Genomic DNA, 26,716 nt, shown 5'->3' on the forward strand with positions numbered 1-26,716 from the left:
TCTAGCTTTGTGACGCCTAACTTAAAAAGCGGTCAGCAAACTGGGCCCACTGATAATAGGCATATTGTGCCAACCGGCGGCCGCGGGTAAACGGAAAGGGCTGCAGCGGGCTTTGATACAGCGGCAATGGCGGTAAGGTTTCGCCCATCAGCTTTTCGGCCAGGCGTTGTCCGGCCAGTAAGCTATAAGATACGCCACTGCCACAATAGCCGGCAGCATAATAAATTCCCTCGGAAGTTTGAGCAATACGCGGCAGATCGTCGTAAGAGACGCCAACCCAACCCGCCCAGTGATACTGATAATCGATACCTTGCAGCGCCGGCAAGGTTTGCCACAGCGCTTGGCGTAACTGCGCCGGATAATGCGGCTTGGCCAAATCAGCGCCGCTGATCGCACTGCGACCACCAAATAGCACGCGATTATCCGGTAATAGCCGGTAGTAATATTTCAAGGCTCGGGTATCCATCGCCATAAAACCGGGCGTCAGGCCACAGGCCGATAGCTCTGAGGCAGTCAGTGGCCGGGTCACAATAATGCTGCTTAGCACCGGCAGGCAGCCCCGGTTAAGCTCAGGCAGAATATTTTTCGGTGTATAGGCATTGGTGGCCAGCACCAATTTGTCACAGTGCAGTGAACCGGCACTGGTAGTCAGTTGGTAGCCTGTGCCGCTGTGATTAATCGCCTGCAGTGAGGTATTGGTAAATAACTTTACCCCGCTGCGCTCAGCTAAACCTGCCAGCCCCTGCAGCAATAAAAACGGGTTAATACCATAACAATCCGGTAGTCGTAAGGCGCCAAAGGCGCCCGGACTATTAATACAAGCTTGCAGTGCTGATTGATCCAGAAAGCTGACCGCATAAGCAAAATCCCGCTGTAAACGCTCAGCTTGTTGCTGCAGTAACTGCGCCTGTTTCACGGTATGGGCAATTTTCAGATACCCCGGTGTTTGCGCCTGACAATCGATATTACCGGCAGCGACCAAGTCTTTTAATCGCTGCAAAGCTAAGCCATATTCCTGGTGAAATAGCTGGGCCTGCTCCAAGCCAAACCGGGCTTTAAGCTGGCTGAGGCCTAACCGACCGGTACCGCGCAGTACAAAACCGGCGTTACGGCTACTGCAGCCCCACCCAGGTTGATTCGCTTCCAGCAGCAGTACCTGACGCTGATAGCGTTGACTCAGCTCGTAAGCACAGCTAAGGCCAGTATAACCGGCTCCGACCACCACGATCTCAGCCTGCTTTGGCAGTGCTGAGGTCTGAGGCTGACTTGCTATCGAAGTATTTGCGGTCCAGTAAGAGTCAACATAGCGGTTACCGCTATCTAATGATGTTGCGATATAAGGGTCGTAAAAAGCGGGCATTAAAACTCCAGTACCATCTCGGCCGCACTGCAGTAACAAAGCGTACCACAACGCGGACACAGATAACCTGCCGCAGATAGATGCTGCCAGCGGTTAGGGTGAACTTTTAATAAGCGTCCCCCGGCTTTACTAAAGTAGCGCACGGCGCTGTTATGCGGGCTTTCGCGCCATAAATGCGCCAGACCAGCTTTCGCGCCCTGCTGTCTGAGTACTGCAATTGCCTGCTGCAACAACTGCTGACCAATACCCAGCCCTTGCCAAGCCGGATGTACTGCCACAGATTTAAAATAGGCTAGCTCTGTGGCGCTTACCGGCCACAACTCTGGCGAACACCACTCATCTTGTCGCCAGTTACCGGCGCTAAAACTGAGCCGGTATCCGACTAGCTGCTCGTCCGCAAGCGCAATAAAGTTGGCATTAACGCCGGCACTTTGCCCCAGACTCTGCCACTCCGTCAGCGTAGCCTTGTCCAAATAGCCCGGACCATGCACCAAGGTTGCGAGCTCGACCACTGACTGAGCTGCGATGTCAGTTAAGGGTATAATCCGGATCTCCGCTTTACCTACAGTCTTGAATGTATGCAAAGGCTGTTCCTCTTTAAGGTTTTGCTGTTTAAAAATCCTGCAGTTGCGCCAAAATGCAGCTTAAATAAGATAGACAGCGCCGCAATATTAAAATATGTTTAAAAAGACGCCATTAAAAATAACAGCGTAGCGTCCGCAACTTTTGTCAATTATCCAGGAACTAATCATGACCAATAAAGCTAACCAATATAGCCCGGTCTGCCGGGCAGTAAAATACGCGTTAGCCTCCGGGCTGGCATTGGGACTCTACTCTACCAGTGCTCTGGCTCAGGAAGCAGCAGCTGAAGAACAAAAAGTTGAAAAAATTGCCGTGGTCGGTACCCGCGCTGCGCCACGATCGATTGCCGATTCACCGGTACCGGTTGATATTATCGGCGGTGATGAACTAATGAAAAGTGGTAGCAGCGATATGCTAAATATGCTGACCACCACCATTCCTTCGTTAAACGTGCAAACCACACCGATCAGTGATGCCGCTACCCTGATCCGCCCGGTCAACCTGCGCGGATTATCATCAGACAGTACCTTGGTGTTATTAAATGGCAAGCGCCGCCATCGGGCTTCGGTTATCACCTTTTTAGGTGGTGGCCTGAATGACGGCGCTCAGGGGCCGGATATTTCGGTGATCCCGGGTATTGCTTTAAAACAAGTTGAAGTGCTGCGAGACGGTGCCGCTGCTCAGTACGGCTCTGATGCAATCGCAGGTGTGATTAACTTTGTACTGAAAGATAACGCTGATGGCGGTTCTATTGAAGTGAAGCAAGGCGAGTTTTTTGCCGGCGATGGTACCTCGACAGAAATCGCTGCCAACATTGGCATGCCGCTGACTGATAATGGTTTCTTTAACGTCAGTATGCAGTACAAGAACGTTGACCCTACCAGCCGTAGCGTCCAGCGCGCTGATGCTGCCGCGCTGGCAGCCCAAGGTAACCCCTTTATTGCCCCTATTACCCAGGTTTGGGGTTCGCCGAAGATCAAAGATGATATAACACTATTTGCCAACGCTGGCCTGGATCTGGGTAATGATCGTGAAGCCTATATCTTCGGTAACTACTCTGAGCGTGATGTGACCGGTGGCTTCTATTACCGTAACCCTCATACCCGTGGTGGCGTATTCTCAAATGACGGTGGGCAAACGCTGGAAGTGATTGATACTACCGGCTCAGGTAACTGTAGCAATGTCTCGCTATTTGATGGCACGCGCAAACTGAACCACAATGAAATTACCGCCCGGGTCAATGCACTGCCAGCAAACTGCTTTACCTTCTTCTCGATGTTCCCGGGCGGCTTTACCCCGAATTTTGGCGGTAATATTACTGATACCTCACTAACGGCAGGCACTAAGGGCGAATTTAAATCTGGCTTTGCGCAGGGCGTGTTCTATGATTTTTCGGCCTCAGTCGGTCGTAACGAATCCGCTTTCAACATAATCAACACGGTAAATGCCTCACTGGGGCCAGATACCCCAACAGACTTCGAAGCAGGTAAATATATCCAGTTAGAGAAGAACTTTACTGCCGACTTTATTAAGTACGTCAATATGGGCTTACATAATGATGTCGCGGTCGCCGGTGGTTTACAGTGGACTGAAGAAACCTTTGAAATTGTTGCCGGTGAAGTCGCCTCCTGGGAAATCGGCCCTTATGTCAGCCAATTAACCAATGGCTCTAACGGTTTCCCGGGCTTTCAGCCAGACGATGCTGGTGTGAATACCCGCCGTAACTATGCGGCCTATGTTGATGTCGAAGCCGAGTTTACGGACAACCTGTTGATGGCAGCCGCGCTGCGTTTTGAAGATTACGACAGCTTTGGCACTACCACTAACTACAAGATCACCGGCCAGTATCGTTTAAACGATGACTGGGCATTGCGCGGCTCGCACAGCACCGGCTTCCGGGCCCCTACTGTTGGCCAGGCGAACGTGCGTAACGTTCGTACCGCAATCTTTGAAGGCGAGTTGCAAGACGTTGCCCTGTTGCCTCCTACGCACCCGGTATCGCTGTTAAAAGGTGGTAAAGAGCTGACACCGGAAGAATCGCGCAGCTATACCCTGGGTCTGGTATACAGTGGCAGTGGTTTCTTCTTTACCGCTGACTGGTTCCGGATTGAAGTCGATGATCGGATCAGCCAGTCTACTGAGTTTGATGTTAGCCAAACTGACCGTGACGTGTTGCGCGCGGCTGGAGTGCGTGGTGTGGAATCACTGTCGAAGGTAACGTTCCTGACTAACGACTTTGATACCGTGACCACAGGTTTAGATCTGGTTGCCAACTACAGCACCAGTATTCTGAATGGCCGTAGTACCTTTAGTCTGGCCTATAACTGGACTGATACCGAAGTAAAACGTTTCAGCGCAGTCACAGGTGATTTTAAAGTGTCACGCCTGGAGAAGGATTTACCGGATCACCGGGCAACCCTGACCTGGAATCAGCAGTGGCAGGATATCGACATGTTTGTGCGCTCTAACTACTACGGCAGTTTCCAGGGCGTGCATGCTGATGATCCAGACTTAACCGGTAAGGGCTCATCCAAAGTAACCTTTGATGTTGAACTAGCCTACCACTGGAATGATAGTTTTACTGTTGCCGTCGGAGCACAAAACCTGTTTGATACCAAACCAGAACGTTTACCGCAGTGGATGAGTGACATTCTGGGTGCCAAGTACTTTGAAACTTCGCCAATGGGTATAAATGGTGGTTACTACTACCTGAAAGGCGTTTATCGCTTCTAAGCTGGCTCACAGCAGCAAAACACCCGGCAACTGCCGGGTGTTTTTTTAGCGATACTCGCTACACCAAGGCTCGCAACAGCGCCTGCAGCGGATGGCGCGGCTTATCACCGACTAGCCGTTTTACCTGGCTGCGACAGGAGAAACCGGTCACCAGGATCTGCTCATTACCGAGCTGGGTTACCGGCGCGCGCCAACTGAGTTCAAACAGCGCTTTGCTGTTTTCAAGTTGCTGCTTTTCATGGCCATAGGTACCAGCCATACCACAGCAGCCAACGCTAACAGGCTTTAATTCCAGCCCCATCTGGGCAAAGATCTGCTGCCAATGCTTTTCACTGGCAGGTAAGGCGGTTTTCTCAGTGCAATGCGCCAGTAACGAGAATTGCTGTGCCTGCGCCACCTTGGGCAAGCTTTGCTGTACTAACCATTCCTGCAATAGTAAGACCTGGAAATCCCCCCGCTCTGTGCCAAGCGCTTTCACATACTCGTCGCGATAGACCAGCACCAATGACGCATCCAGACCTAACAATGGCAGCTGATACTGATTTAGCTGGTTAAAAAAGGCTGCCGCCGTGGCAGCGGTCGCCGCAAATTGCTTTAAAAAGCCTTTGACGTGCTCCGGCTTACCGTTTGGCAAAAATGGCAATAACAGCGGCCGATAACCCAGTTTTTCCAGTAACTGTAGCGCGTCTGCCACCAGTTCCGCTTCGTAAAAACTGGTAAAAGGATCCTGCACCAGCAGTACCGTGCGTTGCCGCTCCTCAGCCGTTAAGGTGTTTAGTTTATCAAACGAAAAGCTGTAACGTCCCTCCAACCGCTGCGCCAGCGTGGGTACCGATAACAGTGGCGTATCGACATAGCCAACGCCATGCTCCAGGCCTTTTTGCAGCCAGCGCTGCCCGAGGAAAAAATTCACCAGCTTAGGGGCTTTGGCCAGTAAGGGCGCGGTACGTTCAATATTGGCAACCACATAGTCTTTTGCCGGCCGTAAATAGCGACTGTGATAAAGCTGCAGGAAACGGGCGCGGAAGCTTGGCACATCAACCTTGATCGGACACTGGCCGGCACAGGCTTTACAGGCCAGACAGCCCTCCATTGCCTCCATCACCTCATGCGAAAAGTCCGCCTCGCCCTGGCGTTTGGCCAGCGTATTCTTTATTTTCTGCCAGATACTGCTGATGCTCTGGCCTTCACTTAACAAGCGCTGTTCCGTTTGCAGAATATCTTCGCCCGCCTGCTGTTGTAAGCGCAGCCACTCACGCATTAAACCGGCGCGGCCTTTCGGGCTATGGCGCCGATCTTTAGTGATCTTACTGGACGGACACATCGGCGAGCTTTCTTCATAGTTAAAGCACAGGCCATTGCCATTGCAGTTCAGACTGCTGTCAAAGCTCTCACGCACCGCAACCGGAATTTGCCGGTCAAACCAGGCACGCTTTTGACCGTCAACACTGACCAGCGCATCAGCGCTTTGGTAAGGCGTACAGATTTTTCCCGGATTCACGCGGTTGCGCGGGTCAAAAGCCGCTTTGATTTTCCTAAGCTCAGTAAAGAGTTCCTCACCGAAAAACGCCGGTCCGTATTCACTGCGATAGCCCTTACCGTGCTCGCCCCACATCAAACCGCCATATTTGGCGGTTAACGCGACCACCTGATCGGAAATAGTCCGCAGCAAACGTTCTTGCTCTGGATCATACAAATCCAGCGCTGGCCGCACATGCAGCACCCCAGCATCAACATGACCAAACATGCCATAGTGCAACCCATGCGCATCTAACAGCGCACGAAACTCGAGGATAAAATCAGCCAGATTTTCCGGCGGCACCGCGGTATCTTCGGCAAAAGCCACCGGTTTATGATTGCCGGCGGTATTGCCCAGCAGCCCCACCGCCTTTTTACGCATGGTGTAGATCGCATTAATTGCTGCTGCATCATAGGTCAGCTGATAGCCAATGATACCGCCTTGCTGCTGTTCGATAGCCTCGTCCAAACGCGCAGTTAAAGCGGAAATTTTGTCGTGAATTTCCTGCTCAGACTCAGTGTTATACTCGACAATATTCAGGCCTTGCATCTCCTTGCCGGGCACATCAGTAATCAGATCTTTGACCTGATGCCAGACGATATCGCTACGTGCCAGGTTCAGCACCTTACTGTCGACGGTTTCTACCGAAGTGGCTGCCGCTGCGACCAGGAAAGGCGAGTTACGTAGCGCACTTTCAAAGCTGTCGTATTTAATATTGACCAGACACTTGTACTTCGCGATCGGCGTGATATTCAGCTTGGCCTCGGTAACAAAACCGAGCGAGCCTTCCGAGCCGGTAATAATCCGTGACAGATCGAACTCGGTCAGATCGGCGTTAAACACATGCTCTAAATCATAACCGGTTAAAAAACGGTTCAGACGTGGAAATTTATCTAAGATCAGCGCCCTTTTGTTACGGCAGCTGTCCAGTACCTGGCGGTAGATGCGTCCGATGCTATTGGGTTGCTCGGCTCTGTGCTCAGCTTCAAACAGCGGCATCTTACGGGTATTCAGCACATTACCGTCGATCAGCACCGTTTTCAGGGCCAACACATGGTCACTGGTTTTACCATAGACCAGCGAGCCCTGACCTGAGGCATCGGTATTAATCATGCCGCCGATAGTGGCGCGGTTGGACGTGGACAGATCGGGGGCAAAGAAAAAGCCATAAGGCTTTAAAAAGGCATTCAGCTGATCTTTAATCACCCCGGCCTGCACCCGTACCCAGCGCTCTTCGACATTCAGCTCCAGAATTTGCCGCATATGGCGTGATAAATCGACCACGATATGCTCGGTCAGGGCCTGACCGTTAGTGCCGGTGCCGCCGCCACGTGGGCTGAATTTTAGATGGCTAAAGCTGGAGGTTTGCGCCAGTGACGTCATGATCACTAAGTCATCGGTGCTGCGCGGCAGTAACACGGCTTGTGGCAAGGCTTGATAAACACTGTTATCGGTAGCCACGGCCAGCCTGCTGCCATAGCTGGTTTCGATATCGCCGGTAAAGCCGGCATGTTGCAGGGCTTTGGTAAAGGCAACCACGCTGGCGTCCAATGCCAGCTCAGGATTCAGCTTCGCAATCATAATTCTGCCACTTCAGCTTAAACTGGCCGCAGTATAGCACTGCGTCAGGTTATGCCAAAGTGGGCTTAGAGCTTTATTCCTGCTTAATCCATATGGCCGAGTTTTGCCGCTTTGGTCGCCAGATAGCGATGTGAATGCGCTGTAGTTTTTACCCGGTGCTGTACCCGCTCCAGCACATTGACGCCGGCATCCTGCAGTGCTTTTAACTTGCGGGGGTTATTGGTCAGTAAGCGGATTTGTTTTACACCCAGTTGGGCAAACATGTCGGCGGCAATACCATACTCGCGTTGGTCTGGTAAAAAACCCAGAATCTCATTGGCTTCGACCGTATCCAGCCCCTTGTCCTGTTCAGCATAGGCGCGGATTTTATTGATCAGACCAATACCCCGACCTTCCTGGCGCAGATATAAAATCACGCCGCGACCGGTTTCGGCAATTTTCCGCATGGCGGCTTCCAGTTGCGGGCCACAATCACAGCGCAAGCTAAAGAGCGCATCACCGGTTAAACATTCAGAGTGCACGCGCGCTAATACCGGCTCATCGCTGCTAATATCACCGAGGGTCAGCGCGACATGTTCTTTACCATTTGCCGCTTCAAAGCCGTGTAAACGAAACTCGGCAAAAGGCGTCGGTAACAGGGTGGAAGTAACCAGTTTAATACTCATTTAAATTCTCAAATAAAACGCTGACAACACAGTAGCGGAAATTGGGATCCCCAGTCCAGGAATCAAGTCTTAGCGGCAACGCTCAGCTAAAAAAGCTCCCTCGCAACAATTGTGATAGTATCACATTACCAGCAATAACGGTTAAGACTTTTGCCCGTCGGATCGGTTACAATCAGCAAGGTGCCGCTGGTGGCACTTTGTTGTTTTATGTTTGGCTATTTCGTTTTTAGCTATCCCGCTTTTCTCTATCGGATTAATTCGCATGCTAGGTTTTTTTGAACGCTTAACGCGCCCCTTTCCAGAACAACAACCCACGCAACCACCGCAGGGCCTGCTAGCCTTTTGCCGCCACTATACCAAAGGTATGGAGCTACCGCTGCTGGTGATGTCGATAAGTTCGGCACTGTTAGCGATCCTCGAAGTGTCGTTATTTAGCTTTATGGGCCAGTTGGTCGATTGGCTGGTAGCGAAAGAACCCGAAACATTCTTTAGTGAAGAGCGAGCTAACCTGATTTGGATGGCGTTAGTTACGCTGGTATTACTGCCGCTGTTAACACTGTTTCATTCCGCTCTGGTGCATCAAACCCTGCTCGGGAACTATCCAATGTCTATCCGCTGGCTGGCTCACCGTTATCTGCTAAGACAAAGTATCGGTTTTTATCAAAATGACTTTGCCGGCCGTATTGCAACCAAAGTCATGCAAACGTCGCTGGCGGTGCGCGAAACCGTAATGAAGCTGCTGGATGTGCTGGTGTATGTACTGGTGTATTTCTCTGCAATGCTGTTTTTTGTTGCCGATGCCGATTGGCGCCTGATGATCCCGATGCTGATCTGGCTAGTTTTTTATATTGGTTTACAACTGTATTTTGTACCGCGTTTAAAGCGGGTATCAACCGAGCAGGCTGATGCGCGCTCAGAAATGACCGGCCGCATAGTCGATAGCTACACCAATATCAATACGATTAAGCTGTTCTCGCATACCCGGCGCGAAGAAGACTATGCCCGCGAGAGTATGGAGGTATTTTTAAAACCGGTATACCGGCAAATGCGGCTGGCTACCGGCTTAAGCGTGTCGGTACAAAGCCTGAACTATCTGCTGGTGTTTGCCGTCGCCGCCCTGGCGCTGTACTTATGGGCTGGCAGCGCCATCACCGTTGGCGCCATTGCCATTGCCGTTAGTCTGGCACTTCGGTTAAACGGCATGGCACAGTGGATTATGTGGGAAGTCAGTAGCCTGTTTGAAAATATCGGTACTGTCGCCGATGGCATCACTACCCTGTCGCAACCGGCCAGCGTGCTGGATAAGCCCAATGCCAGTGAGCTGGTAGTCAGTCAGGGCGAGATCCGCTTTGCTGCCGTCAGCTTTAACTACGGCAAGGCCCTGAACACCGCAAAATCGCCGGTGATCGATGGCTTGAACCTGACGATTAAACCGGGTGAGAAAATTGGTCTGGTTGGCCGCTCCGGCGCCGGGAAATCGACGCTGGTTAACCTGTTACTACGTTTTTATGATGTCCAAAGCGGTCAGATCCTGATTGACGGCCAGGATATCAGTCAGGTCAGTCAGGAAAGTCTGCGCCGGCAAATCGCGATGGTCACGCAGGACACCTCTTTGTTGCATCGCTCGGTACGTGACAACATCAGCTATGGTAAGCCGGATGCCAGTGAGCAGGAACTGCTGACAGCTGCAGAGCAAGCGGAAGCCTCACTGTTTATTGATGAGCTAACCGATCCTAAAGGCAATAGCGGACTGGACGCCCAGGTGGGTGAACGCGGCGTTAAGCTCTCTGGCGGCCAGCGGCAGCGTATTGCCATTGCCCGGGTGCTGCTGAAAAACGCCCCTATCCTGATCCTGGATGAAGCGACGTCTGCGCTGGACTCTGAAGTCGAGGCTGCGATCCAGGCCAGCCTGAATAAACTGATGACCAATAAAACGGTAATTGCTATTGCACACCGGCTGTCGACTATTGCCCAGATGGATCGCTTAATAGTGCTGGACCAGGGTAAGATCGTTGAGCAAGGTACGCATGCCGAACTGGTTGCCGCCGGCGGTATTTACGCCCAGCTTTGGGCGCATCAAACCGGCGGTTTTATCGGTCTGGATTAAACCGCCTGTACCCCGGTACGCAGGTCGGCAGTGATAGTGCCGACCTCTGGGATCAGGGCATCATGTGCCTTGTCCAGCCAGGGCTCAGCCAATGCTTGCTGATACCAGTCCTGCATTGCCGGCAATTGCAGCAAGCGGGCAAAATAGGCATTGACCTCTTGGCTTAAACTCAGGCCATAGCTTTGCAGACGAAAGGCAACAGGCGCATAAAAGGCATCTGCCGCAGTGAACTGTGCGCCGGCCAGATAGGGGCCGCCAAATTTATGCACCCCTTCAGTAACCAGCTCATCCAGCCGGGCCAGATCCCGTAATAGAGGCGCACTGTGTTCATGCAGCTGAATACGCAGGCCGCAGTTCATGCTGCAAATACTGCGTAACGCATTAAAATTAGCATGAATTTCTGCCGCTGCGCAGCGCGCCCAGGCCCTTACCCGGCGATCCGCTGGCCACACCGTCGGATAATGCTCATACAGATACTCGGCAATCGCCAGCGAATCCCAGATCACCGTATTGTGCTGCACCAGACAGGGTACCTTGCCACTGGGTGAGAAACTGCGGAATTTGGCAAAGCTGTCTTGTTCGGCGAAGGGAACCAGTTGCTCGGTAAAGGCGATATCCAACTGTTTCATCAACAGCCAGGGCCTTAATGACCAGGAAGAATAGTTTTTATTGGCGATATAGAGTTCCCGCATAACAGACTCCGTCACTTGTTTAGGTTTACCCCTCAATGCTTTGGGGCTTAACTGGTATGATGTGTTTCTGTAAGTTGTCAGCTTAGCCGAAAAAACAGCCCCGGCAAGGGCCAGGGCTGATATATATCAAACATCATCGCGATTCAGCTTTGCTGCTAAGCTTAGTCGCTGCCTTTTTGCTCCGCCTGAGATTTGGCTAAGCGCTGCTCCCAAAAGGTCGCATTTTTAATGCCTAGTTTAACCGGGTCAAAGCTGATTGGGCCGCCGGCTTTCTTCTGTTCTTCATAGTCCTTCAGACACAGAATGGCAGGTTTATGCAGGAAGAAAATCACCAGAATACCCAGCACGTTGATCCATGCCATTAAGCCTACCCCAATATCACCGATATCCCAGACATAACCTGCTGCATTGACAGTGCCGTACGCCACCATCGCCATCAGCACAATTTTAAACACGATCAATGGTAGCTTGTTATTAAACAGACGGTTTAGGTAAGCGACATTGGTTTCGGTAATGTAGTAATAGGCCAGGATAGTGGTAAAGGCGAAGAAAAACAGTGCCAGACCAACAAAGATTTGACCGAAGTTACCAAACACTGAGTTCAGCGCCATCTGGGTAAAGGCGGCAGAGCCAATGACGGTTTCTGCAGCAACATTCTGCACGATAAATTGGCCAGCGGGTAATTCGCCAACCACATTGTATTGCTGGGTAATCAGGATCATCAGCGCCGTGGCGGTACAAACAAAGAGCGTATCAACATAAACCGAGAATGCCTGCACTAACCCCTGCTGCGCCGGGTGATCCACTTCTGCTGCTGCGGCAGCATGTGGCCCTGTACCCTGGCCAGCTTCATTGGAGTAAATACCGCGCTTTACACCCCAGCCAATGGCCGCGCCAAAACCGGCTTGTGCAGTGAACGCATCTGATAAAATCAGGCCAAACACACCCGGTACTTTATCTAAGTTTAAGAACACGATAATCAGCGCCATTACGATATAGCCCAGCGCCATAAAAGGGACAACAATCTGAGTAAAGTTAGCGATGCGCTTAATACCACCAAAGATAATAAAGGCCAGCACAATTAAGATCAGTGCCAACGCCGCCAGTTTGTTGGTACCAACTTCGCCAAAACTGGTGGTTACCATATTGCCGTCACCAAAGACCTGAGTTACCGCATTGCCGACCGCATTCGCCTGCACGCCAGGTAAGAAAATACCACAGCCGATAATCGCTGAGACAGCGAATAACACTGCCAGCCAGCGCCAGCCCAGGCAACGCTCGAAATAATAAGCCGGACCGCCACGGTACTGACCATTTTCTTCAACTTTGTATACCTGACCCAGCGTTGATTCGGCATAAGCGGTACTGGCGCCTAAAAAGGCGACTACCCACATCCAGAACACGGCACCCGGACCACCGAAACCGATGGCAGCAGCAACACCGGCGATATTACCAACACCGACCCGGCCGGATAGCGATACTGCCAGGGCTTGAAACGACGAAATACCTTTATCTGAACTCGTGTTGTTAAACAGCAGCTTGCACATTTCTTTAAAATGCCGCACCTGCGCAAAGCGGGTCATGATGGAGTAAAATAAACCGGCCCCCAGACACAGATAAATCAGTGCCTCACTCCAGATTATGCCGTTAATGGTATTCACCAATTGTTGCATTACGTTCCCCTGAATTGTTGTTATTGTTGTCGAGCCAAAGCCATCTGCGCCCTGCTCTGTGCCGCCCTGGCAGCCTAACCTTAGTAATTTGCCACAAGCGTGGCGCTATGGCTATGCTGATATAAAAGAAATCCCGCCAAAAGGCGGGATTTTAACACCGATAGTCTTTAACGTTTGTTATAGAGGCTTGCCATATTTTTCAGCAAGATACAGCCAGGTATCGACCACAGTGTCCGGATTTAACGACACACTCTCAATGCCCTGCTCCATCAGCCAGGCGGCAAAGTCTTCATGATCCGAAGGTCCCTGACCACAGATGCCGATATACTTGCCTTTGGCTTTACAGGTCTGAATTGCCATTGCCAGCAGCTTTTTAATAGCCGGATTACGTTCGTCAAACAAATGCGCAATCAAACCGCTATCGCGATCCAGTCCCAGCGTCAGCTGCGTCAGATCGTTAGAGCCAATCGAGAAACCATCGAAATATTCGAGGAATTCTTCAGCCAGCAAAGCATTAGACGGCAGCTCACACATCATAATAACCCGCAGGCCATGCTCGCCGCGTTTTAAACCATGTGCGGCCAGCAAGTCGATCACTCCGGCGGCTTCTTCCAGGGTGCGCACAAAGGGGATCATAATTTCGACGTTATTAAACCCCATCTGGTTACGAACCCGCTTTAATGCCTCTACTTCTAACGCGAAGCAATCGCGGAAATCCTCTGACAGGTAACGCGAGGCACCACGGAAACCAATCATCGGGTTTTCTTCGTGCGGCTCATACTGCTGACCACCAATCAGGTTAGCGTATTCGTTGGATTTAAAGTCTGACATCCGTACTATGACTTTTTCCGGTGCAAAGGCACAGGCCAGCGTGGCAATACCCTCGGTCAGCTTGGCGATATAAAATTCCACCGGATCGGCATAACCGGCCGTCATTTCATCGATGGTTGCTTTTAACTCGGCACTTTGACTGGTGTAATTTAACAGCGCCTTGGGATGGACGCCGATCATCCGGTTAATAATAAACTCTAACCGGGCCAGACCAATACCGGCATGCGGTAAACGCGAGAAAGCAAAGGCGCGTTCCGGATTACCGACGTTCATCATCACTTTCAGATCCAGTTTTGGCATCTGATCAACCTGGCTGGTTACCACATTAAAGTCCAGCAGGCCCTGATAAACAAAGCCGGTATCGCCTTCGGCACACGACACGGTAACTTTAGTCCCGGCCTGAATTTTCGCCGTTGCATCACCGCAGCCAACGACGGCCGGGATCCCCAGCTCGCGGGCAATAATGGCAGCATGACAAGTACGACCGCCACGGTTAGTAACGATAGCCGAGGCGCGCTTCATAATCGGTTCCCAATCCGGATCTGTCATATCAGTAACCAGCACATCGCCCGGCTGAATCTGATCCATCTGTGAAATATCACTTAGCACCTTGGCAGTACCGCGACCAATCCGTTGCCCGATGGCCCGGCCTTCAACCAGTACCTCGCTTTTCGCCTGTAACTGGTAACGTTCAATGCTGTTACTATCTTCGCGGCTTTTTACCGTTTCCGGCCGTGCCTGTACAATATAGAGCTTACCATCTAAGCCATCTTTGGCCCATTCGATATCCATCGGCCGGCCGTAATGTTTGGCAATAATCACCGCTTGCGCCGCCAGTTGCTCGACTTCGTTGTCGGTTAGTGAGAACTGGCGTCTGGCGCTTTGCTCAACATCAATAATTTTTACCTGCTTGCCATGCCCCTGTTCGCTGGAGTAAACCATCTGCAGCAGCTTACTACCCAGGTTACGCTTTACCACCGCCGGCCGGCCGGCTGCCAGCGTGGGTTTGTGCACATAGAACTCATCCGGATTTACCGCGCCCTGCACTACCATTTCACCCAGGCCGTAAGACGAGGTAATAAAGACCACATCTTCAAAACCGGATTCCGTATCAATACTGAACATAACGCCGGATGAGGCCAGATCAGAGCGTACCATCCGTTGCACGCCGGCAGATAACGCGACGCCGCGGTGGTCATAACCCTGATGCACCCGGTAAGAAATAGCGCGGTCATTAAACAGCGACGCAAACACATGTTTAATCGCAGTAATCACTGCATCATAGCCACGGACGTTTAAAAAGGTTTCCTGCTGGCCGGCAAAGGAGGCATCCGGCATATCTTCTGCTGTAGCTGAGGAGCGCACGGCAAAGGAGACATCCTGGCTGCTGTCCGGGTGTAATTGCTGGTAGGCTGCGCGGATCGCCTGTTCCAGCTCAGGCTGAAACGGCGTATCGATAACCCATTGCCGGATCTGCTTGCCGGCTTCTGACAGCGCCTGAATATCACCAACGTCCAGCGTATCCAGCAATTTATAAATACGCTCATTGACGCCGCTTTGCTCTAAAAACTGATTAAAGGCATAGGCCGTGGTGGCAAAACCGCCCGGCACCTGCACCCCGGCCGAAGCCAGATTACTGATCATTTCGCCCAAAGAAGCATTTTTGCCGCCGACCCGGTCAACATCATGCATGCCCAGGTCCTGATACCAAATGACGAATTCTTGCACCTTTCTCTCCAATTTTTGTTGCCAAGCAGGTAAGCTTACAGCAAGGGTTACAATCGCAGCGATTTTACACTTTGGCTGCAAGTAAGAAAATCTTTAATTTTCATGTAGTTTTTTTACAAGAAATGGAGCTGACGTGCGCACTGCTTTTTATATTTCCGATGGTACTGCCATTACCGCTGAAGTCTTTGGTCATGCACTATTGACGATGTTTCCTGCGCAATTCGAGCACGTTACCATACCCTTTGTCGAAACGCTCGCCATGGCACAGCAGGTGGTCCAACGCATTAATGACTGTTATAAAACTACAGGTTTAAAGCCGCTGGTGTTTCATACCTTCGTTGACGAGCAACTCAGGCTACAGATCAGCCAAAGTAACGGCATCTGTTATGACTTTTTAAATGCCTTTGTCGCACCGCTGCAACAAGAGCTGCAACTGGCGCCGGTGCCGAAAACTCACCGCACCCACAGCATGCATGAGAAAACCTACGATTTTCGGATTGATGCGGTCAATTTTGCGCTGGCCAATGACGATGGCGCCAATATGAAGAATTTTAGTCAGGCCGATATTATTCTGATTGGCGTCAGCCGCTCCGGCAAAACCCCGACCAGTCTCTATCTGGCGCTGCAATACGGCATCAAAGCGGCGAACTACCCCTTTGTCGAAGAAGATATGGAGGCTATGCGATTACCGCCGGAGCTAAAACAACATAAAGCTAAACTCTTTGGCCTGACCATCAGTCCGGAACGCTTAAGCCAAATTCGCGAACAGCGCCGGCCCAACAGCCGTTACGCCTCGGTGCGCCAGTGCGCATTGGAGTTAAAAGAGGTGGAGCGCTTATATCAGCGCGAGCAGATCCCGTTTTTAAACTCAACCCAGTTATCGATTGAAGAAATTTCGGCGAAAATTATCGCTATGACCGGCTTAAAACGGCAGAAGTATTAGTGCGCTTGGGGTGGCAGCAGGACAGAGAAAAAGCCCTGACCGAAGAAGCAGTCAGGGCTTAAGCTTATTTACGGGCGGCGCTTAAAGTATCAGCAATTAAAAACGCCAGTTCCAGTACCTGATCGGCATTTAAGCGCGGATCACACTGGGTGAAATAACGGCTGGATAAGTCGCTTTCACTCAGACCATAGGCGCCACCGGTACACTCGGTAACATGCTCACCGGTCATCTCCAGGTGAATACCGCCGGCATGGGTACCCTCTGCCTTATGTACGGCAAAGAAATTGCGGATTTCCCGCAAAATGGCTTCGAAATCCCGCGTTTTATAATCATTGCTGGCTTTCACGGTATTACCGTGCATCGGATCTGAGCTCCAGACCACTTTACGGCCTTCCTGCTTCACACGGCGAACCAGGGCCGGTAGTTTATCGGCCAGTTTATCGGCGCCCATCCGGGTGATCAGCGTCAAACGGCCTGCGGTGTTGTCCGGATTTAGCGCATCAATCAGACGAATTAAATCATCCTCCTGCATGCCTGGCCCCACTTTCACCCCGACCGGGTTATGGATGCCGCGGAAGAACTCAAGATGCGCATGATCCAGTTGCCGGGTACGCTCACCAATCCATACCATATGTGCCGAACAGTCATACCATTTGCCGGTTAAGGTATCCCGCCGGGTCAAGGCTTCTTCGTAATTCAGCAACAGGGCTTCATGCGAGGTAAACAGCTGGGTTTCGCGGATCGACGGCGAGTTTTGTGCCGTGATCCCACAAATCTCCATAAAGCGCAGCGCTTCCTGAATGCGGTTTGCCACACTCATATAACGCTCTTTTAGCGGATTGCTCTCAACAAAGCCCATATTCCAGCGCGCGACCTGGTGCAAATCAGCCAGACCACCCTGCGCAAAGGCACGCAGTAAATTTAGCGTTGCCGCAGAGTGATGATAAGCGGTGATCAACCGTGCCGGATCCGGCTCCCGCGCTTCAGCGGTAAACTCGAAGCTATTGACGATATCACCGCGATAGCTCGGCAAACTGACACCATTAATGGTTTCCAGATCGCTGGAGCGTGGCTTGGCGTATTGCCCGGCCATCCGTGCCACCTTCACCACCGGTAAACCACCGGCAAAGGTCAGCACTACCGCCATCTGCATTAATACCTTAAAGGTATCGCGGATCTTCGGCGCATTAAAATCGTTAAAACTTTCAGCGCAATCACCACCCTGTAGTAAAAACCCATTCCCCTCGGCCACCTGGCCGAGCTGACTAAACAAATCCCGGGTTTCCTGAGCAAAAACCAAAGGTGGGTATTTGTGCAGTTGTTGTTCTGTTTGGGTTAACAGTTGCTGATCCCGATACTGCGGTTGCTGCTGGATCGGCAGGTTGCGCCAGCTATGTGGCGTCCAGGTGGTCACGATGCTATTCCTGTAAGTTAGTTACACACCCGCTAAACTTATAGACTTCTGGACGTAAATTCAATCCTGAGCTGACACTTTTTCGCAGCAAAGTGCCTGCTATCGCGCTGATTGCCCCTCTGACTCAGCTAAGGCCGGCAGTTGTTGCAGCAGTTGCTGACAGCTTTCTTCCAATAACCTTAACACCAGCTCGAAGCCTTTACTGCCGCCATAATAAGGATCCGGCACTTCCTGATAGCGCGGATATTCAGGGTGAAAGCTCAGCATTAAGCGCAGTTTATGCTGATAGGACTCTGGACAACGGGTAGTTAATTCCCGCAGGTTTTGCTTATCCATCGCCAGAATCAAATCGTAATAGGCAAAGTCAGCATCCATTACTGGTCTGGAGCGCAGCGCTGAAAAATCATAGCCGGCAGCCGAACCAACCCGTACCGAGCGCGGATCCGGTGGCTCACCCTTATGGCTGGCGCTGGTACCGGCAGACTCCACTTCTAGCTCCAGCCCCTGCTGCACCGCTAACTGTCGCAGCACAGCATGTGCCGTTGGTGAGCGGCAAATGTTACCTAAACAAACAAAAAGTATTCTCTTCATGCGTCTTTGCTTTTCAAATTATGGTCTGACGTTATATAGTTAGGGTATTCGCGATAAGGGTAGCTGTTATGGAAAGGTTTTCACGCCTGATATTACTCACTGATGAAACTGAACAACTTAGTACGTGCCGCCATGCCCGTGCCGCTGGCATTGATGTCGAGCAAACCACCCTCGCCGCCTTTACAGCGCAGCGCCAGTATAAAGGTATTCTGGCTGGATACCAATTCAGCAGTGAAACCTCGGTCAAAAAAGGCTTTTCCGCTAAATTACTCAGTGTCAGCCGGCAGGTGCCATTGTTTTTATTTCAGGCCGAGCGCCAGTTGATTGATCCAAACCGCGCTTTGTTCGCCGGTTTACGGGGCGTGATCTACAACGATGAAAAACCCGACATTATCAAAATTGCCTTGCAAACCCTGATGTCTGGTCAGCTTTATTACGGCCGCAAGGTGATGTCTGATGCGCTGGATGCGCTGTTCCAGCTGCGTGAACAGAATAATAAACGGATTAAACTGCCGTCGTTACTCACCGATCAGGAGCAACGCATTAGCATGCTGATCGCCGAAGGCGCCCGGAATAAAGAAATTGCCGAACAGCTCCAAATCAGTGCCAATACCGTAAAGGTCCATGTATCTGCCATCTTTAAAAAAACCCATAGCCGGAATCGGACTGAACTGGTACGGTGGCTACAGGAAGCATCAACCTAAGGGTTCAGGAGTAACAGCCCTGACCGTAGCAATTTTTAAGGAGTCAGGGTGTTAGCCGAGCTACATCATATCGAACAACAACTGAATCAGGTGATTCTGGGTAAAAGCCTGCAGATCCGTCTGGCGTTAACTTCAGTACTGGCGCAAGGCCACCTGCTACTGGAGGATTTACCCGGCATGGGCAAAACCACGCTGGCGCATGCCTTGGCCAATGCGCTCGGCTTAAGCTACAAGCGGGTGCAATTTACCAACGACCTGCTGCCCGCTGATCTGTTGGGAATGAATATTTACGATGCCCGGTCAGCGCAATTTTATTTTCAGCCAGGCCCGGTGTTTAGTCAGGTATTGCTGGCCGATGAAATTAACCGCGCCAGCCCGAAAACCCAGAGCGCCCTGCTCGAAGCCATGGAAGAGCGTCAGGTCTCCATTGACGGTGATAGCCGGCCCTTGCCAGAGCCGTTCTTCGTGATCGCCACCCAGAATCCGCATTTTCACTCCGGTACTAATGCCTTGCCGGAATCGCAGCTGGATCGGTTTTTATTCCGCTTATCGCTGGGGTTTCCTGATGCGGCAGCAGAAAAGCAGCTACTCCGTGACGACAGCAAGGGTTCTCGCCTGAGCTTTATCAGCCGCGCGCTGTTACCGGAGCAACTGATCGCGATGCAGCAACAGTTGCAACAGGTGAAACTCAGTGAGCCGTTGCTGGACTATTTACTGGCGTTAATCCGGGCCAGTCGTGGCCAAAGCGGTATGCTGCCGTTATCGCCGCGTGCTGGCAAAGGCCTGGTGCGGGCCGTAAAAGCCCTGGCCTTTTTACAAGGTCGGGATTATGCCACCGCCGAAGATGTACAAAGCGTCTTTCCGTACCTAGCCGAGCACCGCTTAAACCCGCAAAGCGTGGCTGGCTTGTCGCCACTTAGCCAGCAGCTGCTGGAACAAACCCCCTGCCCGGTTTAAGCAGGCTTTGTTATTTATGCTAAAGCGGCTGTTGCAGCAAAAGTTTCAGGCTTATCTGGCGCGTAGCCAACCGGCGCAACCCAGCGTCTGCCTGACGCAAAAGCGGATCTATATTTTACCAAGCCGGCTTGGGCTCTGGTTTGCGCTGTTGGTGCTGCTGCTGTATTTACTGGGCACCAATTATCAGAACAATCTGATCCTGCTCAGCAGCTTTATGCTGCTGAGTTTACTGTTGCTGACCATGCTACTGGCGTTTTATAACCTGTACCGGCTTGAACTTAGCGTGGTTGCCGATGCCGAAACCTTCGCTAATCAACCTGCGGCCCTGCCGCTACAGCTTGACAGCGCAAATTGTCAGATGCTGCAACTGGGTTTACAGGGGCAACGACTGCAACAATTGGTGCCAGTCATTTCCGGACCGCTGGCGTTTGCGCTGCAGCTACCGCTGCTTAGCCGTGGCTGTTATGAATTACCACGGCTTAAACTCAGTAGCCAGTTCCCGTTCGGGCTGTTTAATTGCTGGAGTTATCCCGCGCTCAGTGCGCAGCTTTGGGTCTATCCGTCAGCGCTGGCACCGACCGGTCAGCAAAACCTCGACGAGGATCCGGATAATCAGGGGCAGACGCAACCGCTGGAAGGCAGTGAATGGCTAAAACCGTATCAGGCGGGTGATCAACCCCGGCGCATACTGTGGAAAAAACTGGCGACCAACCCGCAACAACCAATAGTCCGCCAGCAACAGGATGGCAATACCGTAAATGAGCAGTGGGTTAAGGTGCCTAATGCCAGTGGCGCGGCGCTGGAGCTGGCCCTGCAGCACGCCTGTTACCGTTTACAACAGCTGGAAGGCGCCGGTTCACGTTATGGTTTATTGTTACCGGGCAAAACCTTGGCCCTGGGTCAGGGTGCGCAACATCTGCAACGTTGCTTACAGGAGTTGGCGTTATGTTAGCCCAGGAGCTGCAACTTAGCCGGCGCTGGCAGCAGCTGGCTGTGGCGCTGCAATTTAGTATCTTGCTGCTGTTTCAGGATGCCTTTACTGTCTGGAGCAGCGCTTTATTTCTGTTATTATTTGGCTGGTTGCTGCTGCGGCTTTATCAGCAGGCAGAACCCCTGAGTCCACGCCAGATCAACTGGCTGCTCGCACCGCTGTTACTGCTGCTATTCTGGCAGGCGCGCAGTATCGGTGCGATGAATCTGATGTTTCATATTCTGCTGCTCTCTGCGGTAGGACGCAGCTTTAGCCTGAAATTACGCCGTGATGCGATACAACTGATGTGGGTGCAATATTTTGCGCTCAGTTGCGGTTTTATTTTTTATCAGCAAATGCTAATGGCACTGCTGATTTTTGGCTTGTTAGCACTGAACTTAATGCTGCATTTTCAGTTATTTGCCCCGAATAGTAGTCAACTTAAACTTAAGCCGTTATTAAAAACCGTGGCACTGGCGTTGCCGATCTGGCTCGGGCTTTTCCTGTTATTCCCGCGCTTACCACCGCTGTGGCAAATGCCGAATCAGCAACAAGCCAGTACCGGCCTTGGCAGTGAACTGGATCCCGGCAGTATTGAACGGCTGGTACAAAATGATGCCCTGGCTTTTCGGGTTAGTTTTAACGGGCCGCCGCCAGCCCGCGAACTTTGGTACTGGCGTGCTAAAGTCTATGAACACTTTGATGGCCGCCGCTGGCAGGAGCATAGCCGTTTTGACCGGCGACAGCAGCAGCTAACGGCGTTGGCCACCCCGGCAATCACTGATAGCCAAAACCGGCTCGACTATCAGGTACTGGCAGAAAGCAGTTTTCAGCGCGATGTGTTTAGCCTCGGCCTGCCGTTGAGCTGGAGCGAAAACCTGCAGCCGCGTCCGGCAGCGCTATTGCAAAGTACGCATTTGATCAGTCAGCGTCTTAGTTATCAGGTCAGCAGCCTGTTAAGCCCGTTACCCCTGGTGGCAAACGCTGAGCGGCAGCTTAACTTGCAACAAGCCGGCAACAGCAATCCTCGCAGCCAGCAATTGGCCATGCAGCTGCAACAACAATATGGTAGTGATGGCCATCAGCTTAGTGCGGCCCTGGCCACGCTATTTCGTGAACAAGCCTTTTACTACACACTGGAGCCCCCAAGGTTAGGGGCCGATGCCATTGATCAGTTTCTGTTTCAAACCCGCAGCGGTTTTTGCAGCCACTATGCCTCGGCCAGCGCGATGTTACTCAGAGCTGCCGGCGTACCGGCACGGGTGGTTGGCGGCTATCAGGGCGGCGACTGGCAAGCCAGTCAGCAGTATTTAATTGTGCGCCAGCGTGACGCCCATGCCTGGGTTGAGTATTTGCAGGATGGCTACTGGCATTTGTTTGACCCGACTGCGGCTATTGCACCTGAGCGGATTTTACAGGGGCTGGCGCAGGCGCTAAGTGAACCGGAGCGCGCGCTACTCAGTGGCTGGCAGCCGGGTTGGCTGCAACAACTGGCATTACAGTGGTCACATCTGGATTATCTGTGGTCGGTGTGGGTGTTAGGCTTTGATCAAAACCAGCAATCGGTGCTGTGGCAGCAACTCGCCGCCTTATTGCACTATTGGCCGCTGCTTGTCGCTATCTCACTCGGGGTGCTGTCACTGCTGATGGCTTATACGCTTCTACATTACCGCCAGCAGCGGCTGCGACAGCAACAGGCGCCGGACCACTGGCGACGTCAGGTATTGTCCGTATTGCCGCCGCCCGGGCAAAGTGCTGAACCACTGAGTCATTGGCTAAACCGGCTGGCAACAGCCAATCCGGGCCAGGCTGAGCTACTGCAGCAGCTGCGGCAGCACTATGAACAGCTGATCTTTGCCGGTAATCAGCAAGCGGCTTACCCGTTGCAGCAGCTTATCAAGCGTGAGCGTAAACAATTACGGGCGCTAAAGCGCCCGTAATATGCCGTACAACAGCACCTTAACTCTGATGTGCACCCAAAATACGCAAGGTACTTTGCAATTGCTCCGCACAGTGGATCCCGAGATCAGTCAGATAGCCGCCGTCCGGCTGGCTGATCAAGCCTTTGGCATAAAGACGGCTAATGGCCGCCAACACTTCCGGTTGCGCGACCTTGTGCGCTTTGATCCCGGAATTGATGCTGTCCAGATTAAACAACGCCAGCACCCGTAACTCTTCTATCAGCTCAGCACTAAATGGCATAGTCACTCCTTCTCTGCCTTTTTTATTCAAGATACGCCGGGGCAGCAAAAAAGCAAGCTTAATCAGCGTTTAATATCCTCAGCTATCGCCGGTGTCAGCGGCGCCGCCTGCAGCGGTTGTACCGGCTGGCGGCTTAACTGTGTGGTTAAATAGTTAAGTGCCGCCTGCAACTGGGCATCCTGGCCGTTAAAGCTGGCATAAGGCAAATTCACCACCTCAATATCCGGTTCTACGCCATAACCTTCGATGATATAGCGGCCATCCATGGCAAACTGCGGCGTTTCCGCTACCCGCGCCACACCACGGTCGGCCAGTAAGTTACGACCGGATAACCAGACACCGGCACCGGCGGTACGTTGCCCTATCACCGGGCCCAGGCCCAGCGCCCGCACGCCAGCGGAGAAGGTTTCGCCATCAGAGTAAGTCAAGGGGTCAGCCAGCACCACTAAATGGCCGCGGAAGGCTTGCTGCATATTGGTATAGGGTGCGCCATGGGTTGGTTGCCAGAACGACCAGGCCCGGCGTAACAGCTTCTCAATAATCCAGCTGTCAATATTGCCGCCACGGTTGCGCCGCACATCGATAATCAGGCCCTCTTTCTGGAAATGGGCATAAAACTCACGGGCAAAATTGGCAATATCTGCCGGCCCCATCGCATTCAGATGCAAATAGCCAAAGCGCCCGCTTGATACCTCAGTAACCTGCTGCAAATTGCGCTGTACCCAGTCCTGATAACGCAACATCGATTCCTGCGCCGCCGGCACAGGTTCGACAATACGCTTCAGTGCGGTATTACCGCGCTTTAGCTCCAGCAACACCTGACGCCCCGCCTGATTGCGCAGTGCTGTGGTCAATTCCGCCAGATTGCTGATGCGCTGACCATTCACCGCGATAATCAGATCACCGGCCTGAATATTAACCCCTGGTCTTGCCAGCGGTGAAGCCTGAGCCGGCAGTTCCGGATCGGTCTGATAAATATGCGCGACCTGCACCCCGCCCGGCTGATTGTTTAAACGCGCACCCAGACTTGCCGCACCGGGCGCTGTGGGATCGTCACGATATTCCCCTCCGCGCACCTGCGAATGCAGAGCGTTTAGCTCGCCCATCATTTGCGATAACAGATCGTCCAGTTCGTGCCGGTCCGTGACGCGCTGTAAGAGCGGTAAATACTTGCTGCGGGTCGCTTGCCAATCCAGCCCCCGCATATTTTTATCAAACAGAAAATCGCGGTGCATCAGCCAGGCGTCATTAAACATCTGCCGCCACTCGGTTTGCGGCACCACCGCGAGGCGCAGTGCTGCGGTATTTAACCGGGCCGTGCTCAGATCCGCCGGTAACTTATCGCTGGCCGGCACCAGTAACAGCTCGCCACTGTTATCCTGAGCCGCTTTTTGAATAAACAGGGTTTTGCCATCGGCACTTAACTGATAACGCGCCACGCCTTTGCTAACGCTGCTGGTTTTCACCGCACGCTGGGCAATATTAACGGTCAGTAATTCGGACGCTTGCTCGCCCTGCTCGCGGCTTAGCAGATAAAGCCGTTCATTATTCAAACTTAATTGCCGGTAATTGCCGGCACTAACGGGCACCTGCCATAAACGGCTGGCTAGCCCTTGCCAATCAATACGCTGCGCGCGACGGCCCTGCATCGCCTCGGTGGCGGCCTTGTTATCGCAGTTAACCAGCTCTTGCGCCGGCGCAAAGGGGAAACAGGCGTCGCTTTTCAGGCTAAGGGCAAAGATTTCCGCTCTTTTATCAAACATCGGCCCCAGGTTACGGTCGCCCCAGGGGCTGGACGGGGTGGCACGGAACTGACGATCCGAGAGAAAGTACAACCAGAGCCCGTCCGGGCTAAAGGCCGGGGCATAGGATTCATATTTATCGCTGGTCAGTACTTCGCTGCGCTGCTCAGCCAGACTGTACAGCACCACCTGACTGCGTGGTCGCTGCTGATGATTCAGCGTAAAGGCCAGAAGCTGGCTATCTGCTGACCAGATCACATCGGCGTAGGGTGAATGTCCCCAGCCTTGCTGATAAATTTTGCGATTACTGCCGTTTTGCAGATCGAGTAACCAGAGATCGCCGTTTTTATCATCGTGCGCCAGATAGCGGCCATCCGGTGACAGATGTAAGCCCCAACGGAAGGTTGACCCGTCTTTGGTCAATTGCTCAGCACGGTTAGCGCCATCGGCAGCAAAGCGCCAGATCTCGTTTTCGCCACTGGCATCGTTAATAGCGTACACCCAGTTACCATCATGACTCAGCAAGGCTTGCCGGGAGCGACTGCCTTCTGGCGTTGCGATCTGTACTGTGCGTCTGTTGTCCTGGCCGACCAGGATAATCTGGCTACGTACCGTTAAGGCCGCTTGTTTGCTATTCGCATTAGCCGTGACGTCAGTGAGGTAACTCAGCGGCTTATCCAGCCAGCGCTCGCGTTGTTGCAGCCGATCCGACGCCAGTTGTAATGGCAGCGTCTGGCTTTGCCCCGTCTGCAGATCCAGCTGCACCAGATCGGCACCCAATTGATACACCGCCTTACCTTCACTGACCGATAAGCGGCCAATACGCCAGTCTTGCTGTTGCGTATGCTGTTGCAGATCCTGACCAGCTAAGGTGACCGACCAGATATTACTATTGCCATCGGCATCACTGACGAAGTAAACCCGGCCATTAGCCACCTGTGGCTGGCTGATCGAGCCAGCGTGTTCCGGCAATAAACGCTCGGCCTCTGCGCTTGAGCCTAAGGTCCAGCGCCACAGCTCGCCCATGGCGCCGCCGCGGTAAACTTTGGCATTATCACCGGTCAGATGCAGGCCAAAACGGGTAAAAAATAGCGTATTACTGCTCTCATCCAGCTGACCGCTATTGGCATCGGCCAGCGGCAATATGGTACTGAGGCCGGTTTTCGGATCGAGTAAGGTCAGTTGCCAGAAATTCGCCGGGCCACTGGCGTTATCGGTAGCATATAGCAACCGGCCATCGCTCAGGCTTTGTAACAAACGCACCCGGCTGTTTTCAAAGGTCAGGCGTTGGGCCGGACCACCGCTGAGTGCCAGCTGATAAACCTCGTCCGTACCCTCGTAATTGGCGACAAAATACAGCGTCTGACCATCGGCGGCGAGCAAGGGATCGCGCTCCAGTGCCGGATGAGTTGTCAGGCGCTGTGCCTGTTGCTGACCAAGGCTGCCCTTCCAGATATCACCTTCAGCGGTAAATACCAGTTGTTGTTGCTGCAAAGCCGGAAAACGATAGTAGCCTTCGCTTGCTGTGCTGGCCAATGCTGGGTTAAAGCAGCTAGCAAAACACAGAGAAAGTAGGGTTAGCGGGAAACGGCGGCCAATAGCCATGGTGAATACCTCATTGCTGTTATCTTGTAAGAAGCTAACAGAATGCCGGCCAGGCCGGTAGTCACAGCCGGTCAAATGCCCGGAAAAAACGATAAGCAAAAGTCAGCAGTAAAAAAG

The 26,716-nt window shown here is 52.4% G+C and carries 18 protein-coding genes; 7 read left to right on the forward strand and 11 right to left on the reverse strand.

Annotated elements, in window-relative coordinates; all coding sequences use genetic code 11:
• Positions 1-16: 16 nt before the first annotated feature.
• Both H1D31_RS08480 and H1D31_RS08485 read right to left on the reverse strand, forming a co-directional pair.
• Entirely contained in the window at positions 17-1,360 is a 1,344-nt protein-coding gene (locus H1D31_RS08480; protein ID WP_261257708.1) for an NAD(P)/FAD-dependent oxidoreductase, read from the reverse strand.
• Positions 1,360-1,944 carry a GNAT family N-acetyltransferase gene (locus tag H1D31_RS08485; RefSeq protein ID WP_261257710.1) on the reverse strand — a complete coding sequence of 195 codons (585 nt, stop codon included), beginning with the start codon at positions 1,942-1,944 and terminating at the stop codon, positions 1,360-1,362. Before H1D31_RS08485 ends, H1D31_RS08480 begins: the two co-directional genes overlap by 1 nt.
• A gap of 166 nt (positions 1,945-2,110) precedes the next feature.
• On the opposite strand from H1D31_RS08485, the gene H1D31_RS08490 reads away from it, so the two are divergent.
• Positions 2,111-4,675 carry a TonB-dependent receptor plug domain-containing protein gene (locus tag H1D31_RS08490; RefSeq protein ID WP_261257711.1) on the forward strand — a complete coding sequence of 855 codons (2,565 nt, stop codon included), beginning with the start codon at positions 2,111-2,113 and terminating at the stop codon, positions 4,673-4,675.
• Between the two features lie 58 nt (positions 4,676-4,733).
• On the opposite strand, the gene H1D31_RS08495 is transcribed toward H1D31_RS08490, so the two are convergent.
• Positions 4,734-7,775: an FAD-binding and (Fe-S)-binding domain-containing protein gene (locus tag H1D31_RS08495; RefSeq protein WP_261257713.1), complete on the reverse strand. Its 3,042-nt coding sequence runs from the start codon at positions 7,773-7,775 to the stop codon at positions 4,734-4,736.
• An 83-nt stretch (positions 7,776-7,858) separates the two neighbouring features.
• Positions 7,859-8,440 carry a GTP cyclohydrolase II gene (ribA, locus tag H1D31_RS08500; RefSeq protein ID WP_065954762.1) on the reverse strand — a complete coding sequence of 194 codons (582 nt, stop codon included), beginning with the start codon at positions 8,438-8,440 and terminating at the stop codon, positions 7,859-7,861.
• 262 nt (positions 8,441-8,702) lie between these two features.
• On the opposite strand from ribA, the gene H1D31_RS08505 reads away from it, so the two are divergent.
• Positions 8,703-10,547: an ABC transporter ATP-binding protein gene (locus tag H1D31_RS08505; protein WP_065954763.1), complete on the forward strand. Its 1,845-nt coding sequence runs from the start codon at positions 8,703-8,705 to the stop codon at positions 10,545-10,547.
• Here H1D31_RS08505 and H1D31_RS08510 read toward each other — a convergent pair.
• The 3 genes from H1D31_RS08510 to ppsA all read right to left on the reverse strand — a co-directional run bounded on the left by H1D31_RS08510 (position 10,544) and on the right by ppsA (position 15,471).
• Positions 10,544-11,239, reverse strand: coding sequence for a glutathione S-transferase family protein (locus tag H1D31_RS08510; RefSeq protein ID WP_261257718.1), 696 nt, complete (start codon positions 11,237-11,239; stop codon positions 10,544-10,546). The genes H1D31_RS08505 and H1D31_RS08510 overlap by 4 nt on opposite strands.
• 161 nt (positions 11,240-11,400) lie before the next feature.
• The gene (locus tag H1D31_RS08515) at positions 11,401-12,912 is read right to left on the reverse strand and encodes an alanine/glycine:cation symporter family protein (protein ID WP_261257720.1); all 1,512 of its coding nucleotides are present in this window, start codon (positions 12,910-12,912) and stop codon (positions 11,401-11,403) included.
• A 177-nt stretch (positions 12,913-13,089) separates the two neighbouring features.
• Positions 13,090-15,471, reverse strand: coding sequence for a phosphoenolpyruvate synthase (gene ppsA / locus H1D31_RS08520; RefSeq protein WP_261257722.1), 2,382 nt, complete (start codon positions 15,469-15,471; stop codon positions 13,090-13,092).
• Between the two features lie 133 nt (positions 15,472-15,604).
• On the opposite strand from ppsA, the gene H1D31_RS08525 reads away from it, so the two are divergent.
• Positions 15,605-16,414, forward strand: coding sequence for a pyruvate, water dikinase regulatory protein (locus H1D31_RS08525; protein ID WP_261257724.1), 810 nt, complete (start codon positions 15,605-15,607; stop codon positions 16,412-16,414).
• A 64-nt stretch (positions 16,415-16,478) separates the two neighbouring features.
• Here H1D31_RS08525 and H1D31_RS08530 read toward each other — a convergent pair whose 3' ends face one another.
• Both H1D31_RS08530 and H1D31_RS08535 read right to left on the reverse strand, forming a co-directional pair.
• Positions 16,479-17,828: a class II 3-deoxy-7-phosphoheptulonate synthase gene (locus H1D31_RS08530; RefSeq protein ID WP_008608477.1), complete on the reverse strand. Its 1,350-nt coding sequence runs from the start codon at positions 17,826-17,828 to the stop codon at positions 16,479-16,481.
• Positions 17,829-17,927: 99 nt separating this feature from the next.
• Complete coding sequence (locus tag H1D31_RS08535; RefSeq protein WP_261257726.1) at positions 17,928-18,419, reverse strand: low molecular weight protein-tyrosine-phosphatase; 492 nt, start codon at positions 18,417-18,419, stop codon at positions 17,928-17,930.
• Positions 18,420-18,487: 68 nt separating this feature from the next.
• Here H1D31_RS08535 and H1D31_RS08540 point away from each other — a divergent pair, with 68 nt between their 5' ends.
• The 4 genes from H1D31_RS08540 to H1D31_RS08555 are packed head-to-tail and all read left to right on the forward strand — an operon-like array spanning position 18,488 to position 22,990.
• Positions 18,488-19,123, forward strand: a complete 636-nt coding sequence (locus tag H1D31_RS08540) for a response regulator transcription factor (protein ID WP_261257728.1) — start codon at positions 18,488-18,490, stop codon at positions 19,121-19,123.
• 48 nt (positions 19,124-19,171) lie between these two features.
• The gene (locus tag H1D31_RS08545; RefSeq protein WP_261257730.1) at positions 19,172-20,080 is read left to right on the forward strand and encodes an AAA family ATPase; all 909 of its coding nucleotides are present in this window, start codon (positions 19,172-19,174) and stop codon (positions 20,078-20,080) included.
• A gap of 16 nt (positions 20,081-20,096) precedes the next feature.
• Positions 20,097-21,032 carry a DUF58 domain-containing protein gene (locus H1D31_RS08550; protein ID WP_261257732.1) on the forward strand — a complete coding sequence of 312 codons (936 nt, stop codon included), beginning with the start codon at positions 20,097-20,099 and terminating at the stop codon, positions 21,030-21,032.
• Positions 21,026-22,990, forward strand: coding sequence for a DUF3488 and transglutaminase-like domain-containing protein (locus H1D31_RS08555; RefSeq protein WP_261257734.1), 1,965 nt, complete (start codon positions 21,026-21,028; stop codon positions 22,988-22,990). The genes H1D31_RS08550 and H1D31_RS08555 overlap by 7 nt, the downstream gene beginning before the upstream one ends.
• A 19-nt stretch (positions 22,991-23,009) precedes the next feature.
• Here H1D31_RS08555 and H1D31_RS08560 read toward each other — a convergent pair whose 3' ends face one another.
• A complete protein-coding gene (locus H1D31_RS08560) occupies positions 23,010-23,252 on the reverse strand; it encodes a TIGR02647 family protein (protein ID WP_008608470.1) in 243 nt (80 codons plus the stop codon).
• 62 nt (positions 23,253-23,314) lie between these two features.
• A complete protein-coding gene (locus H1D31_RS08565) occupies positions 23,315-26,599 on the reverse strand; it encodes a S41 family peptidase (protein WP_261257737.1) in 3,285 nt (1,094 codons plus the stop codon).
• Between the last annotated feature and the right edge of the window lie 117 nt (positions 26,600-26,716).

The organism is Alishewanella sp. BS5-314 (assembly GCF_025377695.1).
Classification (GTDB): domain Bacteria; phylum Pseudomonadota; class Gammaproteobacteria; order Enterobacterales; family Alteromonadaceae; genus Alishewanella; species Alishewanella aestuarii.

What these genes read in the sequence shown, in the direction of transcription:
- H1D31_RS08550 (WP_261257732.1), top strand. Translation starts at nt 20,097, where the DNA reads ATGCTAAAGCGGCTGTTGCAGCAAAAGTTTCAGGCTTATCTGGCGCGT.
- H1D31_RS08490 (WP_261257711.1), top strand. Translation starts at nt 2,111, where the DNA reads ATGACCAATAAAGCTAACCAATATAGCCCGGTCTGCCGGGCAGTAAAA.
- H1D31_RS08555 (WP_261257734.1), top strand. Translation starts at nt 21,026, where the DNA reads ATGTTAGCCCAGGAGCTGCAACTTAGCCGGCGCTGGCAGCAGCTGGCT.
- H1D31_RS08505 (WP_065954763.1), top strand. Translation starts at nt 8,703, where the DNA reads ATGCTAGGTTTTTTTGAACGCTTAACGCGCCCCTTTCCAGAACAACAA.
- ribA (WP_065954762.1), bottom strand. Translation starts at nt 8,440, where the DNA reads ATGAGTATTAAACTGGTTACTTCCACCCTGTTACCGACGCCTTTTGCC.
- H1D31_RS08565 (WP_261257737.1), bottom strand. Translation starts at nt 26,599, where the DNA reads ATGGCTATTGGCCGCCGTTTCCCGCTAACCCTACTTTCTCTGTGTTTT.
- H1D31_RS08535 (WP_261257726.1), bottom strand. Translation starts at nt 18,419, where the DNA reads ATGAAGAGAATACTTTTTGTTTGTTTAGGTAACATTTGCCGCTCACCA.
- H1D31_RS08515 (WP_261257720.1), bottom strand. Translation starts at nt 12,912, where the DNA reads ATGCAACAATTGGTGAATACCATTAACGGCATAATCTGGAGTGAGGCA.
- H1D31_RS08540 (WP_261257728.1), top strand. Translation starts at nt 18,488, where the DNA reads ATGGAAAGGTTTTCACGCCTGATATTACTCACTGATGAAACTGAACAA.
- H1D31_RS08480 (WP_261257708.1), bottom strand. Translation starts at nt 1,360, where the DNA reads ATGCCCGCTTTTTACGACCCTTATATCGCAACATCATTAGATAGCGGT.
- H1D31_RS08560 (WP_008608470.1), bottom strand. Translation starts at nt 23,252, where the DNA reads ATGCCATTTAGTGCTGAGCTGATAGAAGAGTTACGGGTGCTGGCGTTG.
- H1D31_RS08510 (WP_261257718.1), bottom strand. Translation starts at nt 11,239, where the DNA reads ATGCGGGAACTCTATATCGCCAATAAAAACTATTCTTCCTGGTCATTA.
- H1D31_RS08495 (WP_261257713.1), bottom strand. Translation starts at nt 7,775, where the DNA reads ATGATTGCGAAGCTGAATCCTGAGCTGGCATTGGACGCCAGCGTGGTT.